This is a genomic window from Rhodoferax sp. (genome assembly GCF_028688795.1).
Taxonomy (GTDB): domain Bacteria; phylum Pseudomonadota; class Gammaproteobacteria; order Burkholderiales; family Burkholderiaceae_C; genus Rhodoferax.
Genome location: NZ_JAQTXM010000040.1, coordinates 1 through 22186, shown reverse-complemented (window position 1 = coordinate 22186; position 22186 = coordinate 1). Strand labels below are relative to the sequence as shown.

At 50.9% G+C, this 22186-nt stretch carries 17 protein-coding genes; 4 read left to right on the top strand and 13 right to left on the bottom strand.

The window, feature by feature from the left end; genetic code table 11:
• Nucleotides 1-140 precede the first annotated feature (140 nt).
• A complete protein-coding gene (locus PHQ58_RS20790) occupies nucleotides 141-623 on the top strand; it encodes a hypothetical protein (RefSeq protein WP_300115188.1) in 483 nt (160 codons plus the stop codon).
• A 313-nt stretch (nucleotides 624-936) separates the two neighbouring features.
• Here PHQ58_RS20790 and PHQ58_RS20785 read toward each other — a convergent pair whose 3' ends face one another.
• From PHQ58_RS20785 to PHQ58_RS20735, 11 genes are all read right to left on the bottom strand, one after another.
• Nucleotides 937-3081 (bottom strand): dynamin family protein, encoded by a 2145-nt coding sequence (locus PHQ58_RS20785; RefSeq protein ID WP_300115185.1) that lies wholly within the window; start codon nucleotides 3079-3081, stop codon nucleotides 937-939.
• A 121-nt stretch (nucleotides 3082-3202) separates the two neighbouring features.
• On the bottom strand, nucleotides 3203-3589 hold the full coding sequence (locus PHQ58_RS20780; RefSeq protein WP_300115182.1) for a type II toxin-antitoxin system VapC family toxin: 387 nt from the start codon (nucleotides 3587-3589) through the stop codon (nucleotides 3203-3205).
• Nucleotides 3586-3834 carry a type II toxin-antitoxin system Phd/YefM family antitoxin gene (locus tag PHQ58_RS20775; RefSeq protein ID WP_300115179.1) on the bottom strand — a complete coding sequence of 83 codons (249 nt, stop codon included), beginning with the start codon at nucleotides 3832-3834 and terminating at the stop codon, nucleotides 3586-3588. Before PHQ58_RS20775 ends, PHQ58_RS20780 begins: the two co-directional genes overlap by 4 nt.
• Nucleotides 3835-3982: 148 nt before the next feature.
• Nucleotides 3983-5236, bottom strand: a complete 1254-nt coding sequence (locus PHQ58_RS20770) for an RNA-directed DNA polymerase (protein WP_300115176.1) — start codon at nucleotides 5234-5236, stop codon at nucleotides 3983-3985.
• On the bottom strand, nucleotides 5217-5597 hold the full coding sequence (gene avd, locus PHQ58_RS20765) for a diversity-generating retroelement protein Avd (RefSeq protein ID WP_300115173.1): 381 nt from the start codon (nucleotides 5595-5597) through the stop codon (nucleotides 5217-5219). The genes PHQ58_RS20770 and avd overlap by 20 nt, the downstream gene beginning before the upstream one ends.
• Nucleotides 5598-5668: 71 nt before the next feature.
• A complete protein-coding gene (locus tag PHQ58_RS20760; RefSeq protein ID WP_300115170.1) occupies nucleotides 5669-6883 on the bottom strand; it encodes a formylglycine-generating enzyme family protein in 1215 nt (404 codons plus the stop codon).
• A gap of 10 nt (nucleotides 6884-6893) precedes the next feature.
• Nucleotides 6894-8408 carry a dynamin family protein gene (locus PHQ58_RS20755; RefSeq protein WP_300115167.1) on the bottom strand — a complete coding sequence of 505 codons (1515 nt, stop codon included), beginning with the start codon at nucleotides 8406-8408 and terminating at the stop codon, nucleotides 6894-6896.
• A 228-nt stretch (nucleotides 8409-8636) separates the two neighbouring features.
• On the bottom strand, nucleotides 8637-9299 hold the full coding sequence (locus tag PHQ58_RS20750; RefSeq protein ID WP_300115164.1) for a formylglycine-generating enzyme family protein: 663 nt from the start codon (nucleotides 9297-9299) through the stop codon (nucleotides 8637-8639).
• Entirely contained in the window at nucleotides 9259-13074 is a 3816-nt protein-coding gene (locus PHQ58_RS20745; protein WP_300115161.1) for an SUMF1/EgtB/PvdO family nonheme iron enzyme, read from the bottom strand. Before PHQ58_RS20745 ends, PHQ58_RS20750 begins: the two co-directional genes overlap by 41 nt.
• Nucleotides 13071-14747 carry a dynamin family protein gene (locus tag PHQ58_RS20740; protein WP_300115158.1) on the bottom strand — a complete coding sequence of 559 codons (1677 nt, stop codon included), beginning with the start codon at nucleotides 14745-14747 and terminating at the stop codon, nucleotides 13071-13073. The genes PHQ58_RS20745 and PHQ58_RS20740 overlap by 4 nt, the downstream gene beginning before the upstream one ends.
• A gap of 70 nt (nucleotides 14748-14817) precedes the next feature.
• Complete coding sequence (locus tag PHQ58_RS20735) at nucleotides 14818-15726, bottom strand: YafY family protein (RefSeq protein WP_300115155.1); 909 nt, start codon at nucleotides 15724-15726, stop codon at nucleotides 14818-14820.
• A gap of 845 nt (nucleotides 15727-16571) precedes the next feature.
• On the opposite strand from PHQ58_RS20735, the gene PHQ58_RS20730 reads away from it, so the two are divergent.
• On the top strand, nucleotides 16572-17285 hold the full coding sequence (locus tag PHQ58_RS20730; protein WP_300115152.1) for an inovirus-type Gp2 protein: 714 nt from the start codon (nucleotides 16572-16574) through the stop codon (nucleotides 17283-17285).
• Between the two features lie 972 nt (nucleotides 17286-18257).
• Here PHQ58_RS20730 and PHQ58_RS20725 read toward each other — a convergent pair.
• Both PHQ58_RS20725 and PHQ58_RS20720 read right to left on the bottom strand, forming a co-directional pair.
• Nucleotides 18258-19718, bottom strand: a complete 1461-nt coding sequence (locus PHQ58_RS20725; RefSeq protein ID WP_300115149.1) for a YfjI family protein — start codon at nucleotides 19716-19718, stop codon at nucleotides 18258-18260.
• Nucleotides 19718-20128 carry an AlpA family transcriptional regulator gene (locus PHQ58_RS20720; protein ID WP_300115147.1) on the bottom strand — a complete coding sequence of 137 codons (411 nt, stop codon included), beginning with the start codon at nucleotides 20126-20128 and terminating at the stop codon, nucleotides 19718-19720. Before PHQ58_RS20720 ends, PHQ58_RS20725 begins: the two co-directional genes overlap by 1 nt.
• A gap of 1208 nt (nucleotides 20129-21336) precedes the next feature.
• On the opposite strand from PHQ58_RS20720, the gene PHQ58_RS20715 reads away from it, so the two are divergent.
• Nucleotides 21337-21618: a hypothetical protein gene (locus PHQ58_RS20715; protein WP_300115144.1), complete on the top strand. Its 282-nt coding sequence runs from the start codon at nucleotides 21337-21339 to the stop codon at nucleotides 21616-21618.
• Nucleotides 21619-21725: 107 nt separating this feature from the next.
• Nucleotides 21726-22186 (top strand): DUF932 domain-containing protein (locus tag PHQ58_RS20710; protein WP_300115141.1); only part of this gene is annotated, 461 nt, incomplete at its 3' end.

The following is a 22186-nucleotide window of genomic DNA, read 5'->3' as shown; positions in this document are numbered from 1 at the left end:
TCAAAAGGCATCCAATATTGATAATCGCTGCATTTAGTCCTAAAATCAAAATGAACAATTCGCGAGAATGTTAATTTTGATTTTTTCGTTTTCAGTGAAAAATTTGTTAGATTAACCTCATTTAAAGATTGGAAGTGATGATGACTATTTCAATTGATTGTGGACTTTTTATAATGAATTTTGGTGGAGATGATGATTATAATAATGAGTTTTATTATCTCAGAAATTTTCTAAATCGTAAAACTGGTGAAATAATTAGTACGATTATCGATCCCGATGATGTGGAGATGAATATGGGTGAGTTTGCGGCGAAAGAATTATTAATTAACACAAAAATAGTTAATGATAATCCATCCAATTTTTTAGAAATACAAGCTACTTCGCATGCTGATCATCACAAAGTGATGCAGGATTTCTTGGCAAGCAAATGGACAGAAGATATATCTAAACGAGAACATGCGTCAAGTGTATATTACGGACCTAACTCGATTGGAAGATGGCTCAAAAATGTGGCTGACCAGAGTGCAATTGATGCTTATTTTTTGTTTAAAGAAGATGCAATCAAACGATTGTCCGAGGTATTTCTACTTGAAAATGGAGTTTCTGACTTCAAATGGGCTTGATTGTCAAACTGTTGGATTAAAGATTCTATAAAGGGATCGTGGAACAAGCTTTTTCTGGTGTACAGAACTAAATTAGCCTGACCGCCTCTTTACCGTATTCATCAATTGAGCAAGCGCCACTTGGGCGAGGTTGGCAGGTCTCATTGACAGAGGCGCATGACCACACTTCGGGCAGGTGCTAAAAACATCACCCAGACTGAGTGCATCACTGCGAGGTACAGTTGTTTTTGACCAAGCACAAGCCGGGCAGGTGAAGTGGATCGCCGATGGACGGATTGGCATGGTCGTGGACTTTGGTAGTGCGTTGGCTCAATCACGCCGGGTTGGCGCTGGCTGCGTCTGGCAGTGCTGCCCGGCTGACTTTGCAAATCTCCGCGTAAACCAGCAACTCTTGTTCTTTTTCTGCAAACGCTTTTTTCAGTTGTGAGCGCTCGTTGTTCAAATCAGCAGCCAGTTTGCTACCAAGTGAATCACGGGTGGACTCTAACTGTCGGCAGAGTTCATCCACGCCTGATTTGAAGGTAGCCAAAAGCTGATCCAGTAGTCCGTTCACGACCCGTTGCTGGGTGTCGCGCAGGGCTTGTATTTGGTCGGAACTACGCACTTCGCCAGAGAACTGCGCACTGATCGCACTGGAAATATCACCCACCTCCAGGTTCAGTTCTGGCAATGTCAAACGGTTCAGTGTGCCTTCTAAAGTGCCGCGAAATTCGGCAGGGTTAAAGCCTTCGCTGCGGGTATCTAGCTCCTGAATCAAGCCGCGCTTCAAATCTGCACGCAAGCTGGGCAGGCTAACCAAGCGGTTAAATTCCCGTTGTAGGCTTGTCTTTGTCTGGTTGCCAAATTGCACCAACTTTTCAATGGCATCAGCGGCAGCAATGTACTCGTAACTTTCGGTGTAGGTGCTGTAAACCGTCTCTTTGCTACCCCACGTCCACGGCTTGTACCAGGTTGATGTGCTGACCTGCGAGGACTCTCTTCGACTGGTGGTGCCGGAACGGGTTTTCAACTCGGTTGAGCTTTGTGCATCTGCTTCAATCTCTGCTTTCAATTTGGCGAAACTGCTTCGCGCCTTGGCGCTGGTGGTGTCAATCACTTCAGAAAGCCGGGTTGCAATGCCATGGATGCGACCCTCACAGGCTTGCAGGCTTTTTTCAATGGTCTGTACATCACCTTTGCGCAATTGATCAGCGCGGTTTTCCACCGCATGGATCAAGGTCTCCAAACGGGTTTTCAGTTCCGCACAGGTCTCAGGCAGCAAGCTGTCACGCTGCGCCTGCAATAACGCCTTCTTGTCTGCACGAGCCGTGTTGTACGCAGTTTTCAGCTCTTCAAAATTGGCAATGCGCGTCCAATCGGCAGGTGTGAACTGGTAGCCACCCCAGTTTGCTTTTGCCATGTCAGTCAATTGACCGTGCATATGCAACATGCTTTTACCCCAGGTATCTGGTGTCTGAGTAGCAAAAGCATGGGCGTAGGTACTGGCAAAAATCGGTGTCTGCAAACTTCGTAACAAGGCGGCATTCTCACCTCGACCCTGTTGCTCGCTAAAGCCAGCCAACTTGGCCATTTCTGCCGTAGCGCGGCGAGTCAAGCGGGTTTTGAGGTTACGCTCGGTGTCGGCCAGTGAGTCGCGGTCATACCCATCGTCCGACAAAGCGCCATCAAGCTGACCCGCTACCAGTACCATGCGCTTGACCCCGTTGCCAGGCAGTTGCCTGGACAACAAGTCCGTGTCGGACTGATCCAGAAACTGGCTACAGCGCGACAGAAAAAACACCACATCACATTTGGCCATGTAGTCACGGGTTTTTTGCGTGCGGCTGGGCACCGGGTCGTTCATGCCCGGAGTGTCCACCACGTCATAGCCTTTGAGTTCTTCCAGTGGTAACTCGATTTCAGTGGACTTCACCAGCGCGGTCAGGCGACCGTTTTCACCCACGAAATCATTGAGCTTGTCCATCAGGCCGTTGACATCGGACGCAGCAATACGATCACGGCCTTTTGCCAGCACTGCCGCCACATCGATTCTGTTGTCGGCCACCATTTTGAGCAGGTCGCGGGCCACCCTTGCTTCGACATGTTGCCCCGGTTTATCTGCCTCGGCCTTAATCTTGGCCCACTCTTGCGGGGTGTAAAACTCCACTGTCAGCAGAGGAGTGTCACCGTATGAAATTCGCGTCAGGTTAGCAGTTTTTGGCGTGGCAGCTACTGGCAACACTTCACGACCCTCAAACAGAAGGGCATTCAAAAAGCTGCTTTTGCCCGCCTTGACTTGGCCCATGATGCCGATGCTCAGGTGCAGTTCTTCGTTTGAATAACGTGCCAGTTTGGCGGCAAAGCCCTGAGCCAGTTGCCCAATGTCATCAATGGGGTCGGGAAAGCGTGATTGCCAGACAGTCAGCTTTTCACTCAAATGTTTCAGGTTGGATTCCAAAGAAGCGATGGATAAAGACATGGGGCTTTCTTTCGTAAAAATTATGACGTTGATGAACGTAAGCCAGGGCTATTTGGTGGGCATGGGTAAATGGTAGTGCTGCCACCGGACAGGTTGTGTCGCTTTGAAATTATTATGTCGCTCAGACGAATTCAATCGCCCCTGGATACTTGGCCACGGTGCTATCGGCTGTAAGCAGGGTGATGCCTTCGACAGTTGCTTGAGCAATCAAGATTCGATCAAACGGGTCTCGGTGGATCAAGGGCAAGCCTTCTACAAAGACCGCATGTGCGCTGGTGATGGCCAATTCTGAATAATCGTTGTCCAACAAACCGCGCCTGAGCAAACGCGCATTGACCTTGAAATCTGCCCGACCCAAGCCATTTTTGATGGCGATTTCCCACATGCTGGCCGCACTGAAAAGCAATTCATGTTCAGGATTCGTTATCAGGGCAACCGCTTTGATCGAAAGTTTATCTGGTTCATTGGCCGCCCAAATTAAAAGATGGGTGTCAAGCAGGTACTTCAAGCCTCGTCTCCCGCAAACATGCTGGGTATCACATCACCGCCCATGCGATCAAAATCATCAGGAATCTGCATCGTGCCCTTCAAGAACCCAAGTCGTTTCTTGGCCTGGTCTTGAACCGAAGGCAAGGCGCTGACCATCACCAAAGGCTTGCCGGATTTTGCAATAACAAATGGCTCGCCATGTTGTGCCTGCGCAATCAGACGCGAGAGATGGGTTTTGGCTTCATGAATGTTGATGGTTTGCATGGTGATCCATTCGGACTAAGTTTGTGAACCAAGTTTGATTATCAACGCGGTACAGGTTGGATGCGAATATGGAATCTGCCATCGCCGCCGCCTAAGCGACCAAAGCGATGGCAGTTCTCGGCTCTCATCATGACGGCCCGTGGACACCCTACGACACTCCCGCCTGCGCCGTAGCGCGTGCAGTTCGGGTACGCAAGGGCGTGCTGGCTAAACGAAAACCGTAGTTGTTGTTGCGGTTGTCGGGCGAGTTGTTGTTACGGTAGGCGGCGTGCGCGTTCCTGTTGTTGTTGTTCCAGGAACCGCCGCGCAGCACACGAGCAACAGGCGGGCCGTCAGGCTCCCACAGCGGGTCAAACCACCCGCCGTAAAAGATGGCATGGCGCAAGCGCCAGGTGTTGGCATGTTCGGCGTGGGCGACCCAGGCAAACACCCTGCGCAGCACCGTCATGCGATCCAGTGTACCGGCTTGCCACTGGTCACGCAAACCACGCAGCCGGTTGCGAAAACGCCGAATATTGTCTTCAGGCAAACGACGAAAACCACCCGGCATCAGCACTAGACCCAAAAACGTGGCGGGCTCTTGTGTTGATGCAATCCAGGTCTTGTGCGGGTGCAAACTCAGGCGGCGCACCGCCAAAAATTGCGCGATGCGTGCCTGCCACTGCGCCAGCACTGCCGGGTCGTCATGAAACAGGGCGAAGTCATCCACATAACGCACATAGGGTGCGCGAAGCACTTCCTTGACGAAATGGTCAAGTGGGTCAAGATACACGTTGCCAAACAACTGACTGGTCAGGTTGCCAATTGGCAGGCCGCGCGGCCGCTGAGCCATGGTCAGCAAATCATCGCCGGGGTAAACCTGATAAACCGGCTCCTGCGGGTTCGAGCCGTCAATCAAGGTGTCAAGCAACCACAGGGTTTGCGGGCAGGCAATGCGGCGACGCAAGTCTTGCTTCAAGATGGCATGGTCAATCGCCGGAAAGTAACGGTAAATATCGGCCCGCAGCACATGTTTGTAGCGGTTGCGGTATTGCTCAAAGCGTGCAATGGCGCGGTGCGTGCCTTTGCCCACACGGTTGGCGTAGCTGTCAAAGATGAAACCTTGCTCAAAAATGGGGGCAACCACTGCACACAGGGCATGGTGAACCACACGGTCACGAAACGGTGCTGCCGACACTGTGCGCTGCTTGGGTTCGTGAATATTGATTTCGGTGTAGCTGCCACTACGCCAGCACCCCGACAAGAGGGCGCGCTCCAGCGCAAACAGGCGCGGCTCCATATTGATCAAAAAAGCGGCCACACCTGGCTTGCTGCGCTTGCCTTTGGCTGCTTCAAGTGCGGCTTCACGCAGGGCCGTGAAATTGGCAATACGGGCAAACAAATCAGCGTGCCGTTTGGGCATCCGGGCCACCTTTTACCTTGATCCAGCCACCCACCAATCGGCCCACCTCATCCACTGCACGGGCTGCAAATTCATAACGGTGCAAATCCAGCAGCTGCAAGTCCACCGCCAGCCGGAACATGAAACGCAGTTTTTCAAGCCCCATATTGGCTTGCAGCAGCATGGGCGTGGCGTGGCGGCTGTAGGTGGCTTCGATCAGGCGATCCAGCACGTCGAGGGTGCCGGTGTAAATGCGCTCGCCCAGAGTGAATTTGTGGCTGCGCGGAAACTTCTCCAGCACCGGGGTCAGCCAGCGTAAAAACTGGTACCACTTCTCCAGCGCCGGGCCGGTGCTGCGGCTGCGATCAGGTGCGTTTGGCATGGGTCAAAAAAAATTCGTTGGGGGCTTTGCCCCCAAACCCCAAAAGGCGTAACGGGGACAAGGGGCAAGAATTAACAAGTCCTGGCTAAACGAAAACCGTAGACGTCGTAGCGGTCGACGGGCGAGTCGCTGCTACGGAAGGCGGCGCGCGCGCTCCTGAAGCTGTAGTTCCAGGAACCGCCGCGCAGCACACGAGCAACAGGTTTGCTCGATATTTCATCCGTCCAGGCGTTGCCGTTGATGGGTGCGTCTTTGTAGTTGTCATGCCATGGGTCCTGTACCCATTCCCAGACGTTGCCACTCATGTCATACAGGCCAAAGGCATTAGCGGCTTTTTGGCCCACCGGGTGCGGCTTGCCACCACTGTTCGCTGCGAACCAGCTCACTGTGTCGTAATTGTCACCACCGCAATAGGTTTTATGAATCCCCCCGGAGGTGCCAGCGTACTCCCACTCGGCTTCGCTGGGTAGACGGTAGCCACCACCTGAAATTTTGTTGAGCCAGGCAATAAAGTCTTGCGCATCGTGCCAACTGACATAGGTTACTGGGACGTTGTCACCGTATTTATTGGCTTCGTTGAACTCTTTGGTCAACAAGTCTTGTCGCCAGGCGGCAGCAATGAATTTTTTGAACATACCTAAAGTCACCGGAGTTGCACCCATCTGAAAAGCTGACACTGTCACTAGGTGTTTGGGGCTGTTGTCGGAGTCGGTGCCGCCCATCTCGAACTTGCCCGCCGGGATATCAACCATCGGAATAACAATGGTGAACTCCAGCCACTGCGGTGCGGTGACATCACTGATGGCTGAATCCCAGTCGGCAGGTATGGGGTTCAGGCCCATGATGTGGCTGGTCAAGCTGCTTAAGGCGTGCATCTGGGTTTCGTTCAGTGCCAGAAAATCTGCCAGTTCAGACACCAGCTTGAGGCTGTCTTCATCTAGTGGCCCGCGCAGGCGCTCCAACAGCAGCAAATCCAGCATAAACACTTGGCTCAAACGGTGTTCGACAAACAGGCGCTTGGCCTCCAGCAGCGTGGACTCCTCCAGTGTTTGTGCTTGGGCGAACAACTTGGCCTGAATGGCAGGCAGGCCCAGGCTGCCCAGCAACAGGTCAAATACCCGTGCTTGGGCTTCAGTGACGGGTGGACGTGTATGCAACACGCTGGCCAACATCAGGGCATAGGTGCTGCGGGTGTGATCGTCAAGCGCCTGCGCCTGGTGTGGCGGCAGGGGCTGGGCGGCAGGTTTGTTGGCATCCAGCGTGCTCAGGTATTCGTTCAGATTCATGGAGTGGCTTTCAGGAAAGGAGTTGTAAAGCTGGCACCAGGCTTGGGGCATTTCGGCGCTGTAGGCGTGGCAAATGTGTGATGTCGTCAGGGCGGGCCAACAGGCGTAGCGCGGGCAAAAGCCGGGTGTTGAAGCGCTCAAAGCGGTACAGACAGCTCATGTTTCCAGTTTGCGTCAGCACACGCAGGGGTTGGCGCAGGTCAGGTACGGGTTTGCGCTGCTTGGCGCGCAAGGCGGTCAGGTGGCCCAGGAGCGGGCTGACGACATCGCTGAGCAGGTCGATTTCGCTTGGCTCTGGCAGCGGCACACCCACGGTGTCGCCGCTGCGCTTGAGTTCGGTGAAAAAACGCATGCGCAAAGTGGTCAAGTCCTGCTGCTGCACCGTCAATCGTTCCAGTCGCGCTTCCAGATCGGCTTTGAGTTCTTGGGCATCGGTCTGGGCCTCGGGGGTATCGGCAAACACCAGAATGCGGTTCAAGCGGTTGAGCTGCCAGCGGGTATGCCGCTCTTCGGTGTCCAGACCATGGTGGTAACGGGTGAACAATGCCTTGAAGTTGTGAGCAAAGCACAAGGCACGTGGTTGCGTGTTCCAGGTGGCAAGTTGTTCTAGCAGTGCTTGCACGGGCCATTCGGGTTTGTTGCGGGCAGACACCGGCAGCACGTCCACAAAGGCCACGTTGCGTTCGGTCAGTGTTCTTTTGATGGTCGCCACAATGGAGGCCACGTCTTGCGCCGGTTTTTGGTCGGCACGGCTGACGGCAATCAGGCGTGGAATGTCGGGTTGCAGGCTGGCCAGAAACTTCAGGTCGTCCTCGGTGATCACACCTTGACGGGCATCAATCACCCAGACAATGGCTTGCGCGGCGTTGAGTTGGGTGCGGGCAATGTGTTCGTCGGTTCTGGCACCCTGCGTCTGGTCTTCGTGTTTGGTGTAGCCGGGCGTGTCGATGATGGCCAGGTTGTTCCACGGAAAATCAGCGCGCGTCATGATTGCAGTGCGCAGCAGGCGGCTGATGTTGCTGCCGTAGAGCTGCACTTCATCATGCGTGAGGCTCAAAAAGTCGTCGGTGCCAAGATCCATGCGATGACCAAACAGGTTCAGGGCATGCACGGCATCGGCATCACCTTTGAGCACGTAGGTGGGCAGTGAGGTGGTGGGGTCTACTTCGGTCACCAGCAGGCGCTGCCCCAGCAAGGTGTTGATCAGGCTGGACTTGCCCGCGCTGAAACTGCCACCAAAAGCCACCACAAACTTCTGTGCCAGAGCTGGGTAGGCGCAAAACTCGCGAAAGCGCTCCAGTTCTTGTTCCAGCGCAAAGTAGATGTCGGCAAAGTCGTCTGGGCTGTCGCGCCGCGCCAGCTCCCGCAGGTCGTGGGTCAACAGCTTGTCCAGGGCTTGCAGGTGCTCGGCATTTTGCTGGGCCAGCGGGTCGTTGCCCACGTCCGCCTGCGTGCTGCGGCACAGCAGGGGGTAGCGGTCGTTGGAGGATGGGGCTGGTTCGTCGGTGACAGGGTTGTTATTCATGCAGTGTCCAGTTGTTTGAACGGTGTTAAACGCTTACGCAAGGGTCTTGGTTAGATTAAAACTGCAGTGGTTGGGCGAAATTTTTTCGTTGGGGGCTTCACCCCAAACCCCAAAAGGGGTAAGGGGGACAAGGGGCAGGAATTAACAAGTCCTATTGATCCGGCCCTGTGAAGTTTGAACATTTCTGAATTCTCACCAAAGGAAGAGCTCAAACGAAGACTTATGACTTCATCGGGCCGAAGCAATAGCTAAACGAAACCCGTAGTTGCTGAAGCGGCCGTCGGGCGAGTCGTCGTTACGGTAGGCGGCGAGCGCGAACCTGTTGTAGTTGAAGCAACCGCCGCGCAGCACACGAGCAAGTGTTTTACCCATTGAGCTATCAGTCCAGATCTGTCCAGTTGTCGGAGCGCCACTGTAATCGGGGTGCCACAAGTCTTCACACCATTCCCAGACGTTGCCGTGCATGTCATACAGACCGAATCCATTGGCCTTCTTTTTTCCAACAGGGTGCGTTTCGTCACCACTGTTTTCGTCATACCAAGCGTACTGCTGGAATTCGCTTTCATCGTCGCCAAAACACCACTTCCCAGTGCTGCCGGCACGGCAGGCGTATTCCCACTCGGCCTCGCTGGGCAGGCGGTAGGTGTGACCAGTCTGGGCGTTGAGTTTTTGAATGAACAATTGCACGTCGTCCCAACTGACGTTTTCCACCGGGCAGGTGTCACCCCCGCTACTGAAATGACTGGGGTTATTGCCCATGACAGCAACCCATTCGCGCTGGGTGACCGGGTATTTGCCCATGACAAAACTTTGGATGTGGACGGTGTGGATGGGTTGCGAGTTCGACCATTCACGGCTGCCCATCTGGAAGCTGCCATCGGACAACACCACCAGCGCGGGCCTGGGTTATAGAGGCTTTGACCTTGTTGGCCTGATCATCATCGCTTTGGTGGGATTGGTCTAAGGGGGCCAGGGTTCTGGCTAAGCGAAAACCGACCCTGTTAACGCGACCGCCGGACGAACCCTTGTTGCGACAGGCGGCAAGCGCCCCCCCGCTGATGTCGTACGAGGAACCGCCGCGCGCCAAGCGCTTGTCCTGCTGGTCACCGCTGATCCAGGCGGTGCCGTCGCAGGGCGCACCGTTGTAGCTTTCGTGCCAGGTGTCGTGACACCATTCCCACACATTGCCGTGCACGTCGTGTAGGCCAAAGGCATTGGCGTTTAGTTGCCCTACGGGGTGGATTTGGTCGCCACTGTTGTCTTTGTACCAAGCGTATTGCCCAAGCTGTTTCTCATCATCGCCAAAGCACCACTTGCCGGTGCTGCCTGCGCGGCATGCGTATTCCCACTCGGCTTCGCTGGGCAGGCGGTAGGTGTGGCCGGTCTGGGCGTTGAGTTTTTCAATAAACCGCTGCACGTCGTCCCAACTGACGCTTTCCACCGGGCGGGCCTCATCGCCCGTGAACCTGCTGGGGTTGTCACCCATCACGGCCAGCCATTGCCGCTGGGTGACTGGGTATTGACCCATGGCAAAGCTCTTGATTTGCACGGTGTGAATGGGCTGCGAGTTCGACCACGCATTACTGCCCATCTGGAAGTGTCCCCCGGGCAGCACCACCAGTGTGGGCAGGTCAGGGCCGTCTTGCAAAATATCGCCGGGGGTGGGGGCCTTTTGTAGGGGGGGCTGGGTAATAGGTGCTTGGACTATTGGTGCTTGGACTATTGGTGCTTGGACTATTGGTGCTTGGGTCTTGCTTATTCTTGCCTCAACAATTGATTTGACTCCGGCATATCTCTTTCTTGCGAGGCTTGACTCGCGACTAGCCTGGGAGTGCTCTCTATCGAGATCATCTGCAGTTTCGTTATAGCTATCTGCCTGTGATTGAGAAAAGAAAAAATCCCTATATTTCATCTGATATTCCCTGGCTTTTTTACTGGCTGCCCAATATTCTTTCCATGCCCTTTCAGATTCTCTTTCTTTGTCATTAGAGTTATCTCTTGCTGATTCCAATTGATAATCTGAGACTGAAGAAATAATCTTTTCTCGTAAATTCCCATTCAAACTTGGATTTTTAAACAATTCTATTGTCACATCAATATCTGAGCGATCAAACAATTGAAATTGTTGAGCAACACATAATGCCACATTGGTTGCCAGTGATTCGCGAACATCAACGCGGCGATCTTGAACCAATTTGGCTTGAATCACTTCATCTATCACAGGATTGCGGGCGAGTGCTATTCGTACGGCATCATTGCTGTCGGATACGAATTCGGTTTGCAACGATACCAAAAGTGATGTATTTCCAGCAAGACCAACTCTGACTTTGAGTTCGTCTTTTGATATTTTTATTTGCTGGTCGCCAGTTAATGCAGAATTTTTTGCAAGTGCGGCGCGCACTCTTGCATCTTTGTCAATTTCCAGAATAGCAATTATTTCATTCTCTATCGAGATATTTTCGGCCAATGCCATTTTAATATCTAGATCGGAATCTTGAGATAACTTTCTCTTTATGTCAATAACCAATGAAACATTAGTGGCAAGTGATGCTTTAACTTTGGCATTGCCTGTATTGAAAAGATGATTTTGAATACTTTCGGTCAAGCAAGGGTTTTTTGCAATAGCCACTAAAACATCTACTGATCCATTTTTAGTCAGTTCAGTTTGAGCAATTTCAGCTAGACCCTTATTACTTGCCAGTGCAACTACGACCGTTTGCTCTGTATTTTTTGCCAGTTCAAGTTGAACCTCAACTGGCAATTTTTTCCGTTGTGCAATCTTGATACAGACGTCTGTACCACTCAAGGGGATGAATGAGCCCCATCCTTCATGTGAAGTCATGTCACCTTCGATGCATTCATCTTTCTTGTTTAATCCCATGACATAAGTCGCCACTGCGATGGATTGGATTTCTTGATCACTGGCAATTGCAAGGTAGTTTGCCAATTCCGAGAACAGTTGCGTTTGAAATTCATTCAATGGCTTGGAGAGGCGGCACAAGACAAGCGCATCCACCAGACAAGTTGAGACCAATCCGTGTTCAAGAATGATGCGGCGGCATTCCTTCAATTCATCTTGATTGAGTGTTTTTGCCTGTGCAAAGAGTTTTGCGCGGATGTCGCCAAGACCCAGAGTGACTAACAATATCTTGAACAGTTGACTTTGAGCCACTTCAACCGCGCCGTTGGCAATCAGCAGCGCGGCGAGCAGTCGAGCGTAGGTTTCACGGCTGTGGACATCAAGCGTGGATGCAAAGTGTGGGTTCAGTTGAGATTCAATGTCGTTACCGATCAGTGACGTGAGTTTGGTACAGACACTGCCGAGCATCAACGAACGTAAAGTTTCTGGTTCATCTGGGGCGCTCTGGCCTTGTTGTGTGCGCTGTTCGATGAACAGCTCCAACAGGCTAACGCCTTCGTTGTCCAAGAGGTCAATTTCCGCAGGTTCAGGCAAAGCGATGCCAACGGTATCACCCACGGATTTGAGTTGTCCGAAAAACCGTTGTCGCAAATCCAGTAGCTCAATGGCGTGTTCTTTGGCAGTACTCAGGGCTTTTTCAGCGTGTTGCTTGAGTTCTTGGGCATCAGCTTGCACGTCTTCGCTGTCCGCCATGATCAAAATGCGGTTGAGTCGGTTAAGGTGCCTTTGTGCTTGGCGTTGCTCTTGTTCAATGAAGTCGGCATAACGGGTGAACAATGCCTTGAAGTTGTGAGCAAAGCGCAAGGCACGTGGTTGCGTGTTCCAGGTGGCAAGTTGTTCTAGCAGTGCTTGCACGGGCCATTCGGGTTTGTTGCGGGCAGACACCGGCAGCACGTCCACAAAGGCCACGTTGCGTTCGGTCAGTGTTCTTTTGATGGTCGCCACAATGGAGGCCACGTCTTGCGCCGGTTTTTGGTCGGCACGGCTGACGGCAATCAGGCGTGGAATGTCGGGTTGCAGGCTGGCCAGAAACTTCAGGTCGTCCTCGGTGATCACACCTTGACGGGCATCAATCACCCAGACAATGGCTTGCGCGGCGTTGAGTTGGGTGCGGGCAATGTGTTCGTCGGTTCTGGCACCCTGCGTCTGGTCTTCGTGTTTGGTGTAGCCGGGCGTGTCGATGATGGCCAGGTTGTTCCACGGAAAATCAGCGCGCGTCATGATTGCAGTGCGCAGCAGGCGGCTGATGTTGCTGCCGTAGAGCTGCACTTCATCATGCGTGAGGCTCAAAAAGTCGTCGGTGCCAAGATCCATGCGATGACCAAACAGGTTCAGGGCATGCACGGCATCGGCATCACCTTTGAGCACGTAGGTGGGCAGTGAGGTGGTGGGGTCTACTTCGGTCACCAGCAGGCGCTGCCCCAGCAAGGTGTTGATCAGGCTGGACTTGCCCGCGCTGAAACTGCCACCAAAAGCCACCACAAACTTCTGTGCCAGAGCTGGGTAGGCGCAAAACTCGCGAAAGCGCTCCAGTTCTTGTTCCAGCGCAAAGTAGATGTCGGCAAAGTCGTCTGGGCTACCCTGTCGAGCTAACGCCCTCAAATCGTTGTTTAGCAGTTTATTTAGAGCCTGTAAATGGATTTCGTTTTGTTGAGCCTGTGGCGTGTTAACCGCTTCAACTTGTGTACTTCGGCATAACAGTGCATAACGAACGTTGAGTTCGTCGGGGGTGAGGTTGATGTTCATGCAAGCTCCAGTTGTTTAATCAGAGTTTGAAGGAATGCTTGATCTGTTTTGTATTGTGCGCAGGCTAGGGCAAAGGCGGCCTGGCCTTTTTCAAGCTGTCGCTGCAATTCATTTAATGCGGCTTGATGTGAAGCTTGTTGTGCACGTACCTCATCAGCGATCTTTTGTTTGGCTTGTGCAATGTACTGATGCAACTGAGGCTGAAGGGCTGTTTTGACCTGACTGACTGCACTTGGGATGATGTCAGTTAACACTTTTCTGCGAGCGCTTTCTTCTTGACGGGCTGACTCAATTTTTTGCTGACTCTTGTTTTTGAAGAGCTTCTCCATCAATGCCACCACGCCAAGAATGACTGGGCCGATGATGTTTAGGCCAGGTATGAACTTTATGATCACAGGCAAGGCAAGCGCAGCCAGCGGTGTGGCGACCATCGGGCTGTTCTGAGAAGTTTTTTTGTCCTCAGATAACTTGAAATTTCCCGAAACTTCAGGGTTGAAATGACTAGGCAAGCCCTCGGCCACTCGACCCAGGTAGCGCTCGATTTCGGGGTTAAATTCGTCGCGCATCCCTTCGGAAACGACCAGCCGAGCCGTGCTGCCAATGCTGCCTTGCAGGTCTCCACCATTCGTTGCTTGATCGACCAGTGTGTCGAGCTGGCTTTTCAGACGGGACTCAAGCTGCTGCATGATATGGCCGAGCACGGGTTGAACGCGGGCATCAAGCTGGATGGTTTCATCGTTCAGTCGGGTCTCGAAAACTTGCATGTCAGAAGCAAGCTTTTCGCATTCGGCCTTGATCTTCTCACTATCCAAATCATCACTATTAAGTAAAGTGTCCAGATGGTGATGCAGGCTTTGCAGTTGTTGGGCAAAGGGACTGACGACGTTTTGGGTAAACAGTGGCTCGGCTTGGCTTTCTAGTTCAGTCAGTGCTGCAACCAATTCACTCACGTCATGTTTGCGGGCAGAGACCTTGATCAACTTGTAAGGGGGGTGTCCCATGGCAGTGGTGATTTCTTGCTCCACCTGTGCGACCACTGCATCAACCTCGTTTGGTGGTTTTTTGTCAGCCTTACTGATAATGGCAAGAACCGGCATGTTGCGTACTTTCAACTCGTCAAGGGCGCGGTGAATGCTGCTGCGCAAACTGCCCTCGTCTGCACTGACGACCACACCATAAGCCAGGCTGCGGATGGCGTAGTTGTCAATGGCCATGCCGTGCGCTTCAATGCCAGAGTCCCATCCCGGCATGTCTACCAGCCGCAGGTGCGACAGCCCCGCCAATGCGGGGACTGGCAAAACGGCCTCGACCCAACCGCCGTGTTGCAACATAGCCAGCTGGTTTTCGCGCACCACTTCACGATTCAAAGGAATGCGCCGACCATCTGAAAAACAGCCTGTCAGGCACTCGGTGTCGCCGTGCATGATCTCTGCTGGCACCGCAGTTTCTGGATCGATAGCGGTGGAAAAGATGGGCTGACCAATGATCGCATTGATGATTGAAGATTTGCCAGAACTGAAGGCACCCACCAATGGCACTGTGACGACAAATTTTTTCGATTTATCTTCAGCGGTGGTTAGCCAATTGGCCGGTTCGGTTTGCCATTGGTAGCGCGTGAGTAGATTGCGCAGAGCAGGGATGGACTCATGAATGATTTTTTGCTGGCGAAACATGAAGGCTCCTTTGAGTATTGGTTAACTTGAAGATAAATAGTCGGTTACGAGCACAAGCTGAGTCTGAATTTCAGTCCCCTGCCAAATAGGTTCGCATTTCCCGCTCCATCTCGGATTGCATGCCTTCTGGGCTGATGATGCGGATGTGAGGTAACCAGTAACGCACTGTGGGCAGTATCTGGTTAATGTGTGCCACTTTGGACGAGACGATCAGGCCGTTGTCCTCCAGCACCTTTTCGATCACCTGATTGGCTACCAGTTTGCGGCGTTTGAAGTAGCTTGCCACCGGGCTGGCGATTTTCAGCACCACTTCAATTTTTTTATCGTTCAACCAGATGTCATCTTCGGTGGCAAGTGTCTGTTCAACGGCAGGGTCAACACTGAACGTACCATCGGTGGTCACCAGGCGGTCAATCTTGGTGAAAGCAAAGGCTTTGAGTTTGTCGCCATCTTTGCCTGCCAGATACCAGATGCCATCTTTGTTGACCAGCTTGTAAGGCTGTACGTTGGCATAGGATTTTTGCTCTTGAGGCTTTTGGTAGCTGAAGCTGACCATGTGCCTGGCAACAATGGCTTGCTGCAGTTGGGTAAAGTCAAGTGTTTTTCCACCCAGATTTTCGTATTCATGGCCTTTAACAAGCAGTGTGCTCTGGATGCGGGCATCAAATACATCACGCAAAAAGTCGTCTGACAGTGAAGGGAACAGCCCGCGCACACCAGCCAGACTGGCAAAGTGTTCAATATCCCGCAGGCTGAGTTTTCCTAAAAAAGCGGTGTCAAGGTGATAAAGCCCTTCGGTCTTGACCAGTGGCAGGTAGTTAAATCTCTCATTGAGGTCACGCTGGATGGTTCGTGGGTTGACATTGAACTCCAGGGCCAGTTGGTGCGGGTCGAGCTTTTCACCTTGATTGAGCTTGCCAAGAATGTTGCAAAGACGGTAAACCAGCGTGTCATGGTCAGAGGTTTTTTTGATGGGCATGAACGAATCGTAAAGTGGGCATCAGACAGGATGTGTCGTTTTGCCGATCTCACCAATGTTTTTTGAAATCGTTGTGAAATCGGCAATGCCAATGTCGTGGTTGTGGTGAAACATGCCTGATCTTGGCAGGGACTCTGCGGGAAGGCTCGGCGCTCCATAAAAGCCGTGTCAAGGTAAATACGGTCATTTTCCAAGTTTCTTTCCAGGCAGGGTATCCCCCAAATGGGGGATTTTGGGCCTCATTTGCAAACCCAATTCAAGGTTGTACAAGTTGTGATAGTCGAAGCTTGTTCCTGTCCTGGTCTTGGTTCACTCAACTCTCAGGCGATCAAGGTGTACAAGAACGGTAGGGCAAACAGTCACTTCGAGACCAGCAAGAGACAAGCAAACATTTGCATAACTCCGGGATCTAAGTTGGAGCAAAAGCGTCGCAAATCCCCGCAAAAAAGAACATCTAAGTCTGCAGAGTCTGGGTGTTTAAAACGGATGTGAATTTTGGTTTTATATTATTCTTCTATTAAATAATATCTTGGGAAGATGATTATTCATTAGTTATTGGCATTGCAGTAATGTTTGATGATCAAGCGACTCACCACTACTAGATAAGCTCATTAGGGATTTTAAAAAGTTACAGCGACCCATATACATAGTGAAGCAACGTCTCACAAAGTTTTCTATCACTGTATTGCTGTTGATCGAGACATTTTTTATCACTACATCATTCTATGACGGTAAGGATTAATAAGCAGTGGATCAAGCACTGATGCTAATTAATGACTGTCAGTCTTGGGCTGTACTGAGGCATTTCAGTACAACTTTATCTGGAATTTTATGGGGAAAAGAAAATGTACAGCTATCCACAAATCCACGACTTTGGCAATTATCCCTATAACACGACTGCGTACGATGACAGAATGCAAGTTGAGCAGCGCTACAGAGCCAAGCGTAATCTCAACGGATTAATTGAACTTATTGATCGCCTCTTTGATTATCACTCTCGACTTTTTGTCGTGCGGATTGATATTGGCTACATCCAAGAGGTCTGTCAATCCATTTCAATTGAGCATGTTCAACGACATTTCAAACAACTTATCGGAGATAGGCGCTCGTATCCAGACATTTTTAACGGACTGGTTGGGTATGCATGGGGTCTTGAATATGGTGCAAATGGTGGTGGGTATCACTATCACATGCTCTTGCTCTACGATGGATCAATGCGTAGGAACTATTTCATGATTGATCAGTCCACTCGTGAGGTATGGAACAGGATTACGGGAGGTTTCGGGCGCTGTTATTGCAGCAATTTCGACGAAGATAAGTTTGTGAATGAAGGTCACCTGGGTATCGGAATGATCCATCGAGATGATGTGAGGCGGCGAATAAATTTGATCGAAAAGGTAGCGCCATATATCACCAAGAAAAGCAGTGACTTTGGCATCGAATCCGGTGCTGCTGGAGTTGGACTGTTTCGCACCTTTGGCAAGAGTCAAACGCCACCACTCATCAATCCAGATGTACCACGGCCGGGAAGGAAGCCTGTATTGAACCGGTCGCGGTGATCACCTTAATGGTGCCAGTAACTGGGGCGTGACCATCCCAGCTACTGACCATAATCAGCTTGTCACATTGTTTGATTGTGTGAATTACAGAACGCACAGATCTGACACCTGACTGAACTGCTCATCAAGTTGTGGTTTTGTCATTGTTGACATCAGCTGTACCTGCTATTTCTGCTACTAATAGCAACAATAGCAGGGCAAAGATGGGTGGTTAGTAAATTTCGTGCTTTAGAGTTGGTGGTGAGCAGGTTGCAAAAAGTCATTCAATGAGGGAGCGTTGTTGGTTTCGGTTAAGGGTAAGTGGTGACTTTTGTGAAGGAGTGATGGCCCTCAGGTTGCTGGTTGGATGTGACGACATACGAACATGATGGTCGAATTTCTTCAGAATGGCTCTCTCTTGTTGATGTTGAAATGGTTGTGTCTATCGAAACAAAGGTTGGACACAGTTGGTGTAGAAGTTGGAAGCCCGTTGGCGTTGGCTGTCGGTTTGGTTTGAATGTGACGATGCTGGTGGATTGACTCCCCGGTGTTAATGTTGCTTGACTCCCACTTGGAAGATGAAGACCGCAAAATATTTGGTGAACTCCTTTCGTTGACATCATGAACTTTCGCGCCAGAATGATTATTGAGGTATGTATTTTCTCAGCGGTGTTTGATTGATGCAAGTTTCATATTCAAAATCTGTTTATTGGATCAAAATGGACGAGTTTGGACTTCTAATGTCATAGTTAATTACAAGGATAAATGACCAAGAACGCTTAACTTCGTTAACAAAATAAGTAAAACCGCTCCCCAAAAGACTCCATTTCTGGAGCTCATACGTACTATGAAACAATTTCGATGCGTGGTATATTGACAGAATCGAACGGCAGATCAATGACCGATGACGAGAGTCCGAAATAGCCACTCATCATCGGGTTGATAAAAAATAACAAAATGCTTATCAGTTTCTACAAGCAATTTTTATTGAAATTACCATCGATATGGTTGCATCGGGACTTGGAAATAAAACCACTGAGGATTTAATGAAATCATATTGGTTTTTCCGTGCATGAATGCAGATATTTTTCCTGAATAAATTAATTCCAACAATGCTCGATTAAGCCTATTCTTGTTGCGTAAACTATTCGGGCAATGCTGTCTGATGAAATTCTTGCTGTAATTTAGATTAATGCCATTACTTTGAACAAAAATTTGCCACAACCACTCTTGAAGCTGTTGGGCATCTGCTTGTTCAAGAGGTATTTCAGGTTTTGCACCGAAAATATACTTGAATTCATACAAGTACCAAGTGCAGATTTCAATAGCTTGCTGAAAGGTATCTTCCTGAATTTCACCGGTACGCCCTTCGAAGTGATGAAAAAGTGCAGACATCCGAACTGCCGTTTCGGGCATCTTTGAAGCGGCATCTTTGACATCAGAAAAACACCGGCCATGTCCTAATTCGGACTCAATGAAGTTCTGAAAGTCCATAAGGCGACCTCTCGCCTGTACAGATAGTTCCAGTGTTACTGGTGGTCTTTTGACACCGTTGCTGTATCCCTCTTGCAAAATCGCGGTAATCCGGTCGTGAAAGATTGGAAGGTACTTCCATTCCAGTACCTGGTTTATATATACGAATCGGGTGCCTTGCGTTGAGTCAGGCCATGCGATCAGGCATCGCGCAAGAAAGCCTATGTCGCGCGCATCGCGCCCTTGATGTTCCAAAAAATGGCGAAACGTTTTCGGTTGCACCATTAAAAGCATCGAAAATGTCGCGCCAGTAAGGGTGAAGCTCTCGGTCGATTTCCGATCAACGCTCAAGCTGTCACCGTCGCGGAGTTTGTTGAGCAACGGCAAATCTTGACCTGCACGGCCATTCAGAATCATTCCAGCCTCATCAGAAATCAACGCTGCTGAAGGCCATTGTGAATACAGTCCGTAGGCGATTGCTTCTGGGGTTGCATCTGCATAGATCAGCTTCGGAAACTTTTCCAAAACCGGTTTTGCCTGATTGTGTTTTTCCAACGCCAACTTGGCAGCATCGGTTGGCTGCCCCTTTTTTATGGCCTTCTCGAAAGCGGCGACCAGTGTGGCGTGCTCAAGTTGCCAAATCTCAATTGAGGACTCGAACGCCTTCCGAGCGGCTTCACGTTTTTCATGGAAAGAAGCGTCAAAATCAAAAATTGACTGCAAAAGCAGTTGAAATAAAAATGATTTACGTTCGCCCGAATCCGCAATGATTTTGAAAAACAAACTGGCGAGGATTTCGTGGTTCGGTAAAAACTTCACACGAATTTGATCTTGGCTCGCAATGGAGATTGCCGTCATCGCGGTTGAAAAAATAAGTTCGATCGGCGCTTGCGAATGGGTGTAGGCCTCACGTAGCGAATTTTGCAGGGCGTTCGGAACAGCCCAGATCGGGAAGGGTTGCCGTTGATATACGTTATGCATTAGAAGCTCCTGTTTGTGATACGGCGACTCGCAGCAATCCGCGAGGTGAGCCAAGCTGAAATTTCACTTTCGACCCAGCCAACGGCACGCGCAGAAAGGCGAATGGGTTTTGGAAAAGTAGGGTCATGACTGGGGCTTTCTGGGTCGAGCATGCTGTAAATAAACGATCGACTGAGGCCAATGCGCAACTGAACGGGGCCAATCCGAAGAATCACCGGGCCGCCATAGGTGGCGCACTGCTCCGATTGCGCGCAGTCGAAAGGGTCGGCCAAAACCTTGGCCCCGAACGCCATATTCCTCTCCGTGACGATCGCTTCGATTGTTGTCTGGCCGCCCAGCGACTGGTTGGGTGGCGTCACAGCCGGGTTGCGCCGCAGCATGTAACTTGCTTTTTTTAAAGTAACTTTCATGAAAACCTCAAAATTAATTTGTTTCGATCGCACGTAAAAACGCGCGACACCACTGCTGGTCAAAGACCAAGCTACGTCAGGTCAAAGCGCTGACCAAAAGGCCAAAAATGCTTAAACCAAGCCGGAGGACGCACGGCGTATGCGGATCGATGAACCGCAAGGGTGACTAAAATTTGTTGGGCATCAGTTACGAACCACGAAAAGTGATACGCCAAATCTGAGCTTCAGAGAGATCGACTTTTTTAAGAAAAAATCGATGCGCGGGGCGCGCAGGTGAGGATGAGTAATCAACTGGGAAAAGCTAAAAACGACTGGCGCTTTAGCTGACGCTGAGCAAAAAATGAGCCGCGTACTTGCTGATCTATGAGGGAATCTTACAATAAACTTTCATAAATTTCCGTGAAATTGCATGGAAACCCAGAAATCTTTGGCGTCCTACCATGTTTGTCGTTTTGATGAAACACTGGCGTTACCCAGGCACTTAATCTTCGCCTCTGACAGTAATTATTGACAAGAGAATGCCGCCTACATTAAAGGTGTGCTGTTTTGGAAAATCACTGTGCCCAGGAATCTCGTTTCTGCCCAAAGACCCATTTGCCCACTCCACTGCCTAAACGCCCAGAGGTGTAGCTGCGTCTGCCTCCATCGTTGACAGGCATCCCTACCAAGACAGGAAAAATCTGGGCGCCGGTCACCATTCCTTTGCTGCTGAAAAGGAGTTCGCTTGTCAGTTCAATGTGAGCCGAACACCCATTTCATCCCAACATCACGACTATTCAAAAAGGGCGCTACTTCTGTAACAAGTGGCCAATACGCCTTAACGCGCAGGAGCGTGTCCCCAATTGCATCGAGCGTTTCAACTTGGACACCAGCCAAGTTTCAACAGCATTTGAAACAGTTACGGTTACATATATACCCATTGATTCCATGAATGACCCCAAGGAATCTCTGCATTGGCAGCAGGTCAGAAAAGTTCATTGCTGCCCATTGACTAAGCACCCCCAAGTTCAGCGAAGTGTCGCTTTGACGTGCCATTGAGTTGATCACCCTTGAGTGAATCAGCCCAGTCACGCCCTTTGATTTCTTGTTTCCCCCCCCATGCCAGCCTAACCGGTTGGCTTTCTCAAAGCCGTCGCATCGTCCACCAGGGCGAGCGACGGCTTTTCTTGTTTTCAACCCTCAACCTTTACAACCAAGGAGTCTTCATCATGACGATTTATTGCCCTCAATGTTCATCAACCCGCATCCAAACCAAAAACCTTGGACGCAAAACCGGTAGTGCCATTGGCGCATTAGCAGGTGCGGCCAGAGGTGCCAGTCTCGGTTCAGCCGGGGGGCCAGTCGGTGCCCTGGTCGGTGGTGTCGCCGGAGCCATCATGGCTGGCCTGTTCAGCGGTGCTGCTGTGGGTTCCAGCCTGGGAGCTGTGGTTGACAACAGCCTGCTCAACAACTACCAATGTCGTGACTGTGGTTACAACTTCAGCCGGTAGTCCCGACAACGTTTCGTATTCATTCCCTATTGCTTGTGATGCCGTTGGCTAAATCCAGTCAGCGGCTTGATCACCTGCATATCCCTCAAATACAGAAAGAAATCCCCATGGCACACCTTGTTCAACAAATGGCCTACGTCGGCCAAACCCCCTGGCATCAACTCGGCAATCAACTGCCTGCCAAACAACCCATTGAAGTCTGGGCTCAAAAAGCCGGAATGGACTGGGAAATCAGAGAGACCCCGGTTCGTTACATGACCGAGCAGGCGGGAGCTCTGGGCTCCATCATGAGCTTTGATGATCAAAAGGTGCTGTACCGCAGTGACACCAAAGCCCCCTTATCGGTAGTCTCGGGGCGCTATCAAGTGGTGCAGCCCAAATCCGTCCTGGAGTTTTACCGCGATCTATCCGAAGTCTCCGGCTTCGAGCTGGAAACCGCAGGCGTACTCAAAGACGGCAAGAAATTCTGGGCATTGGCTAAAACCGGCAAAGAAGCAACCCTTAAAGGCAATGATGTCGTCAAAGGCTACATCCTGCTGGCCACCAGTTGTGATGGCACATTGGCCAC